A 7207-nucleotide genomic window follows, 5' to 3' on the forward strand; every position below is an offset into this window, starting at 1 on the left:
AAGGAGATTAGGTATGAAAGTTATAGTAGGAAGCAGAGGTAGCAACTTAGCTCTTACTCAAACTAATTGGGTTATAAATGAATTGAAAAAATTTCATCCGAATATAGAGTTTGAAGTTAAGATAATAAAAACTAAGGGAGACTTAATTCAAAATGTATCTCTAGATAAAATAGGAGATAAGGGCTTATTTGTTAAAGAAATAGAACAACAGTTATTAGATAAGTCAATCGATATAGCTGTGCACAGTATGAAAGATATGCCTTCAAGCTTACCGGAAGGATTAAAATTTGCAGGAGTACCTAAGAGAGAAGATATAAGGGATGTCCTAATTTTAAAAAAAGGATACAAATCTTTAGATGATTTGCCTAAAGGAGCTAAAATAGGTAGTGGAAGTAAGAGAAGAAAATATCAGCTTTTAAATCATAGACCAGACTTAGAAATAGTTCCTATAAGAGGAAATATAGAGACAAGAATGAGAAAGATTGAAGATGAAAATCTTTTTGGTGTAATACTTGCAGCAGCAGGACTTATAAGAGCAGGTCTAGAAGAAAAAATTACTTGTTACTTAGATGAAGATATAGTTATACCAGCTCCAGCTCAAGGAGCATTAGGAATAGAAATAAGAAAAGGAGACTCAAGCATAGAAGATATATTAAGTTGTATAGCAGATAAGACTTCTGAGATACAAGTTGAAGCAGAAAGAGGATTCTTAGATGGAATAAATGGAAGCTGTCATATTCCAGTTGGAGCGCACTGTAAAGTAGATGGTGATGACATAGTATTAACTGGATTATATGGAGATGAAGAAGGTAATAAAATTATAACGAAAACTATAAATGGTAAAGTGTCTAAAGCTAGAGAAGTAGGAATTGAGCTAGCCAAATTAATTTCGAAGGAGTTTAAGTCTTATGAAAGGTAAAGTATACTTAGTTGGAGCAGGACCTGGAGATTATAAACTTATGACATTAAAAGGAATGGAATGTATAAAAAAAGCTGATGTAATAGTTTATGATAGGTTGGCAAATGAAAAATATTTAAAAGAAGCAAATGAAAATTGCGAATTTATATATGTAGGAAAAGCATCTAGCAATCATGCTTTACCGCAAGATAAAATCAATGAAGTTATAACAAATAAAGCTAAAGAAGGTAAAACTGTAACTAGACTAAAAGGTGGAGACCCATATGTATTTGGTAGAGGTGGAGAAGAAGCTGAATTCCTTTTAGATAATGGAATAGAATTTGAAGTAGTTCCAGGAATAACATCTGCAATAGGAGGTCTTTGTTACGCAGGAATACCTATAACTCATAGAGATTACGCATCATCCTTTCATGTTATAACAGGGCATTTAAAAGATGATGAAAATGATGAACTTAATTGGAATGCATTAGCCAACAATGAAGGTACATTAGTATTTTTAATGGGAATTGCCAATTTAAAAAAGATAAGTAATAAATTAATCAAGGAAGGAAAATCAAAAGATACTCCTGTAGCACTTATAAGTTGGGCTACTAGATATAATCAAAGCGTAGTTACTGGAAGCCTAGAAGATATATATGATGTAGCTATGAAAGAAGGAGTTAAACCTCCAACTCTTATTGTTGTAGGTGATGTGGTAAGTTTAAGAGAAAAACTAAACTTCTTTGAGAAAAAACCTCTATTTGGAAAAAATATTTTAGTAACGAGAGCTAGAACTCAAAGCAGTAGTTTAGTTGCTAAGATAATGGATTTAGGAGGTAATCCAATTGAAATACCGACAATAAGAATAGAAAAAGTAGATGACAACAAAGAGTTAGAAAATGAAATAAACAATATTTCTAATTATAATTACTTAATTTTAACAAGTCAAAATGGAGTTAATATATTCTTTGATAAACTAGCTCAAATGAATTTAGATTTAAGAAAGTTAGCTAATATAAAAATATGTGCTATTGGACCGTCTACAGCTAAAGAACTAAAAAATAGAGGGATAATAGCAGATATAGTGCCTGAAAAATTCGTAGCAGAAGCTATGTATGAGGAATTAAAAAATAAACTAAACAGTAATGATAGCATTTTAATACCAAGAGGTGCGAACTCAAGAGACTTTTTAGTAGATAAATTAAGTGAAATATGTACAGTGAAAGAAGTACATACTTATAAAACTGAAATAGAAGATAAGTATAAAGAAGAAATAATAGCTTTATTAAATGAAAATAATATAGATTATATTACATTTACAAGTTCGTCTACAGTTTCTAATTTTATTGATATAATAGGAGTAGACAATATAGATAAACTAAAAAATACTAAGGTAATATCTATAGGGCCTATAACTAGCAATACAGCTAAAGAGTTAGGACTAAAGGTTTATAAAGAGCCGACTAACTATACTATAAATGATTTAATAAATTGTATTATAGAAGATAAATAATTAATTAGGGGGAATTTACAATGTTAAGAAGACCAAGAAGATTAAGAAACAGTGCTGCAATAAGAGATTTAGTGAGAGAAACAGTATTAAATGTAAATGATTTAATATATCCTTTATTTGTAGTAGAAGGAGAAAATATAAAAGAAGAAATACCATCTCTACCAGAAGTATATCATTTTTCTTTAGATAAATTAGAAGAAGAAATAAAAGAGATAAAAGACTTAGGAATTCAACATGTTATATTATTCGGTATACCAGATGAAAAAGATTCTTTTGGAAAAGAAGCATACAATGATAATGGAATAGTTCAAAAGGCTATAAGAAAAATAAAAGAAATAGATCCTGATATGTGTGTAACTACAGATGTTTGTATGTGCCAATACACTAGTCATGGTCACTGCGGTATATTAACTGAAAAAGGATATGTAGACAATGATCAAACTTTAGAATATTTAACTAAAATAGCTGTAAGTCATGCAAAAGCTGGAGCTGACATGGTAGCTCCATCTGATATGATGGATGGAAGAATCCAAGCTATGAGAGAGGGATTAGATGCACAAGGGTTCGAGACTGTAGCAATAATGTCATATAGTGTTAAGTATGCGTCTAGTTTCTATGGACCATTTAGAGATGCAGCAGGATCAGCTCCATCATTTGGAGATAGAAAAACTTATCAAATGGATCCAGCTAATTCAAATGAAGCGTTAATAGAAGCTGAACTTGATGTATTAGAAGGAGCAGATATGTTAATGGTTAAGCCAGCATTATCATACTTAGATGTAATAAGAAGAGTTAAAGATAACTTTGATTTACCATTAGTAGCATACAATGTAAGTGGAGAATATTCTATGTTGAAACTTGCAGTTAAAGAAGGTTTATTAAATGAGTCAGCTATATATGAAGCTGTTATGTCTATAAAAAGAGCTGGAGCAGATATAATAATTACTTACTTTGCAAAAGATATAGCTAAATTAATTAGGGGGTAACACCAATGAGAAAAAATGAAAAGTCACTAAAAATATATGAAGAAGCAACTAAGTACATCCCAGGTGGCGTAAACAGCCCAGTTAGAGCATTTAAATCAGTAGGATTAGACCCTGTTTTTATAGATAGAGCAGAAGGATGTAAAATATATGATGTAGATGGAAATGAATATATAGATTACATATGTTCATGGGGACCACTTATGTTAGGTCATAGCCCAAAAGAAATAGTAGATGGAATTGAAGAAATTGTAAAAAAAGGTACAAGTTATGGGGTTCCAACAGCTATAGAAGTTGATATGGCTAAGCTTATAGTTGAAGCTTATCCTGCAATAGATCAAGTTCGTATGGTAAACTCTGGAACAGAAGCTACTATGAGTGCGTTAAGAGTAGCAAGAGCTTATACTAATAGAAATAAAATATTAAAGTTTGAAGGATGTTATCATGGACATTCAGATGCACTTTTGGTTAAATCTGGATCAGGAACTATAACATATGGAGTACCAACAAGTCCTGGAGTACCAGAGGATGTTGTAAAAGATACTTTAGTAACTAGATATAATGATATAGAAGCTACTAAAGCTATGTTTAAAGAGCATGGTAATGAGATAGCTGCTGTTATACTAGAGACTGTAGCAGGAAATATGGGAGTTGTTCCAGGTAAAAAAGAATTTATACAATTTTTAAGAGATATAACTAAAGAATACGGAACGGTTTTAATTTTTGATGAAGTTATAACTGGATTTAGATTAGCTTACAACAGTTCAGTTGGATATTATGGAATAGAACCTGATATGGCATGCTTTGGGAAAATAATAGGAGCTGGACTTCCTGTAGGGGCTTATGGTGGTAAAAAAGAAATTATGGATATGGTTTCTCCTGTAGGGCCTGTATATCAAGCTGGTACTTTATCAGGTAATCCATTAGCTATGTACATGGGTAAAAAGAACTTAGAGATATTAAGAGATAGACCAGAAGTTTATAGTGAATTAGAAAGAAAAGCTATAAAACTAGAAGAAGGTCTAAGATCAAATGTTGAAAAACTTGGATTAAACTACACTGTAAATAGAGCTGGGTCTTTAGTTTGTTTATTCTTTGCAGAAGGACCAATAAACAACTATGATGATGTTACTAAGTGTAATGTACCTATGTTTAATAAATACTTCGAGGAGCTATTAAATAGAGGAATTTTACTTGCTCCTACTCAATTTGAAGCAATGTTCTTATCTAATGCTCATACAGATGAGATAATAGATGAAACTATAAAAGCTAGTTATGAAGCTTTAAAGGCTGCTCATAACTTATAATCAAAAGTGTTGAATAGAAATTTTCTATTCAACACTTTTTTTAATTTAAGTAAATTCACAACTTAATAGCACTATTGTTTACACACATAGCTAAGTTTATAGTTTTTTTCTATAAGTCTAATTAATAAAAGTAGGAGTAAAGATGTATATCCTTTACATGGGATATTTTAAAATAGTATAATTTACAAATAAAGTTAGTATACTAACTATTTTCAAGGGCTTATAACATAAGGGGGATTTAACATGAAAAAAGACGTAAGAGGAATATTAAATTCATTTAAAGAAGGATTAGGGGCTATAAGTGAAACAAACCAAGAAAATGTAGAAGCATTTATGGGACTTTTAAACTCTGGTTATAAAGAAGGAGCTTTAACTACTAAAACAAAAGAGCTTATAAGTGTAGCGATAGGTATATATAATCGTTGCGAGTATTGTATAGTTTGTCATACATATGCAGCATTAGAGCTTGGAGCTACAAGAGAGGAAATAATGGAAGCAGCTATGGTTGCAGTTGGGTTTGGAGGAGGACCTTCTATGGCGTATAGTGCTACTTTATTAAAAGATTGTATAGATGAGTTTGAAAAAGATTTTATTTAATAAATAGTTATTAGTTAGGAGTATTTCTATAATAAAAATAGAGGTACTCCTTTTTGATTATAGAAATAAACATATTAAAGTTATTTATTTTTATAGTCAAAAAGGAGAAGTATTTATGAAATTAAAGAATGATTTAGTAGAACAGTATTTGAATAAGTGGCAAGATATTCTTAGAATTAGAGATTGGGATATTAAAATTGAGTTAGTTGATAAAGAATGGAGAAAAAGTGGAGATATAAAGATAGATAGAGATGTAAAACAAGCTGTTTTGATGATAAATAATCACAATAGAAAACATACTAATTTAGAAGCTTTGGTAATTCACGAGCTTATACATCTTAAATTATGGGGTATGGATCAAATGATAGAATCGCTAATTTATAGTGTTTTTGGAAAGGATGAAAGTGATCCTAAGTTTGACTTTGCATACACTCAATTTATGCAAGAACTAGAGAGTACAGTTGAAGATTTAACTAAAGCATGTGTATATACAGGGGCAGAAGATAAAGAAATATCGTTTGGAAGAGTTCAAAAAGAGGTAGAAAAAGAAGTAGGTAGTATATAATATAAAATAGACATTAAAAGTATAGAAAGGAATTATAAGATGAACTACCCTATTATGGTGAACTTAGATTATAAAGAGATAACAATTATAGGAGGTGGGAAAATAGCTTATAGGAAAGCAAAGAACTTTATTGATTTTGGATATAAGGTTAAGGTTATATCTTTAGACTTTAATGAAAAATTTAAAGATATAGAAAGTAAAATTGAATTAATCAGAGATGAATATAAAGAAGAATATATAGAAAATAGCTTTATTGTTGTTGCAGCTACTAATAATAGAGATATAAATAAGGCTATAGGTATGTATTGCGCTGAGAAAAATAAACTTGTAAATGTAGTAGATAATCCAACATTATCTAGCTATATAGTTCCATCTACTGTTAAAAGAGGAGATCTTATTATAGGAGTATCTACTTCAGGAAAAAGTCCATCATTAGCATCTAAGATAAAAAAAGATTTAGAAATAGTTTATGATGATAGTTATGAAGAATATATACAATTACTAGGGGAATTAAGATGTAAAATTCTAAAAAAATATGATGATCCAGTTAAAAAAAAGCAATTACTAAATGAAATTATAAATTTAAACATTGAAGAACTAAAAAAATATATAGTTTAAAAATGTTGAAATTTGAAGGAAGAAGAGGTAATTCCGCATAAAACAAATAAAAAAATAGAAAAAAGTTTTTAAAAAGTATTGACGTTATTTTCAAATGATGGTAAAGTATTACTTGTCCTTAAGAAACGGACGAAACACAAAAACAAAAATGAACTTTGAAAATTAAACAGTAGGTTAATTATAAAAATTCTTTTTTAAAGAATTAAACACAAACAACCAAGCCAGATATTCAGATAATGATTAGCTGAGCGATGGACAACTTTTTAAATTATATTTGAGAGTTTGATCCTGGCTCAGGATGAACGCTGGCGGCGTGCCTAACACATGCAAGTCGAGCGATCTCTTCGGAGAGAGCGGCGGACGGGTGAGTAACGCGTGGGTAACCTGCCCTGTACACACGGATAACATACCGAAAGGTATACTAATACGGGATAACATATGAAAGTCGCATGGCTTTTATATCAAAGCTCCGGCGGTACAGGATGGACCCGCGTCTGATTAGCTAGTTGGTAAGGTAATGGCTTACCAAGGCAACGATCAGTAGCCGACCTGAGAGGGTGATCGGCCACACTGGAACTGAGACACGGTCCAGACTCCTACGGGAGGCAGCAGTGGGGAATATTGCACAATGGGCGAAAGCCTGATGCAGCAACGCCGCGTGAGCGATGAAGGCCTTCGGGTCGTAAAGCTCTGTCCTCAAGGAAGATAATGACGGTACTTGAGGAG

General features: G+C 31.3%; 7 protein-coding genes and 1 rRNA gene. All 8 read left to right on the forward strand.

The annotated features are described in order from the left end of the window. Positions 1–13 precede the first annotated feature (13 nt). Complete coding sequence (hemC, locus tag VN21_RS10060) at positions 14–919, forward strand: hydroxymethylbilane synthase (RefSeq protein ID WP_046823147.1); 906 nt, start codon at positions 14–16, stop codon at positions 917–919. Continuing rightward, positions 909–2411, forward strand: coding sequence for a uroporphyrinogen-III C-methyltransferase (gene cobA / locus VN21_RS10065; protein WP_046823148.1), 1503 nt, complete (start codon positions 909–911; stop codon positions 2409–2411). The genes hemC and cobA overlap by 11 nt, the downstream gene beginning before the upstream one ends. 20 nt (positions 2412–2431) lie before the next feature. Continuing rightward, positions 2432–3397 (forward strand): porphobilinogen synthase, encoded by a 966-nt coding sequence (gene hemB, locus VN21_RS10070; RefSeq protein ID WP_046823149.1) that lies wholly within the window; start codon positions 2432–2434, stop codon positions 3395–3397. A gap of 5 nt (positions 3398–3402) precedes the next feature. Beyond that, positions 3403–4701 (forward strand): glutamate-1-semialdehyde 2,1-aminomutase, encoded by a 1299-nt coding sequence (gene hemL / locus VN21_RS10075; RefSeq protein WP_046823150.1) that lies wholly within the window; start codon positions 3403–3405, stop codon positions 4699–4701. Between the two features lie 243 nt (positions 4702–4944). Beyond that, entirely contained in the window at positions 4945–5298 is a 354-nt protein-coding gene (locus VN21_RS10080; RefSeq protein WP_021428159.1) for a carboxymuconolactone decarboxylase family protein, read from the forward strand. A gap of 115 nt (positions 5299–5413) precedes the next feature. Continuing rightward, positions 5414–5863, forward strand: a complete 450-nt coding sequence (locus VN21_RS10085; RefSeq protein WP_046823151.1) for a hypothetical protein — start codon at positions 5414–5416, stop codon at positions 5861–5863. A 54-nt stretch (positions 5864–5917) separates the two neighbouring features. Further along, positions 5918–6481, forward strand: coding sequence for a precorrin-2 dehydrogenase/sirohydrochlorin ferrochelatase family protein (locus VN21_RS10090; RefSeq protein ID WP_264303199.1), 564 nt, complete (start codon positions 5918–5920; stop codon positions 6479–6481). A 270-nt stretch (positions 6482–6751) separates the two neighbouring features. Continuing rightward, positions 6752–7207: ribosomal RNA gene (locus tag VN21_RS10095) — 16S ribosomal RNA — on the forward strand; the annotation flags it as partial.

It is taken from the genome of Paraclostridium benzoelyticum (assembly GCF_001006285.1).
Lineage (GTDB): Bacteria > Bacillota > Clostridia > Peptostreptococcales > Peptostreptococcaceae > Paraclostridium > Paraclostridium benzoelyticum.

Coding starts and splice junctions, on each gene's coding strand:
- hemC (WP_046823147.1), top strand. CDS start 14: ATGAAAGTTATAGTAGGAAGCAGAGGTAGCAACTTAGCTCTTACTCAA.
- cobA (WP_046823148.1), top strand. CDS start 909: ATGAAAGGTAAAGTATACTTAGTTGGAGCAGGACCTGGAGATTATAAA.
- hemB (WP_046823149.1), top strand. CDS start 2,432: ATGTTAAGAAGACCAAGAAGATTAAGAAACAGTGCTGCAATAAGAGAT.
- hemL (WP_046823150.1), top strand. CDS start 3,403: ATGAGAAAAAATGAAAAGTCACTAAAAATATATGAAGAAGCAACTAAG.
- VN21_RS10080 (WP_021428159.1), top strand. CDS start 4,945: ATGAAAAAAGACGTAAGAGGAATATTAAATTCATTTAAAGAAGGATTA.
- VN21_RS10085 (WP_046823151.1), top strand. CDS start 5,414: ATGAAATTAAAGAATGATTTAGTAGAACAGTATTTGAATAAGTGGCAA.
- VN21_RS10090 (WP_264303199.1), top strand. CDS start 5,918: ATGGTGAACTTAGATTATAAAGAGATAACAATTATAGGAGGTGGGAAA.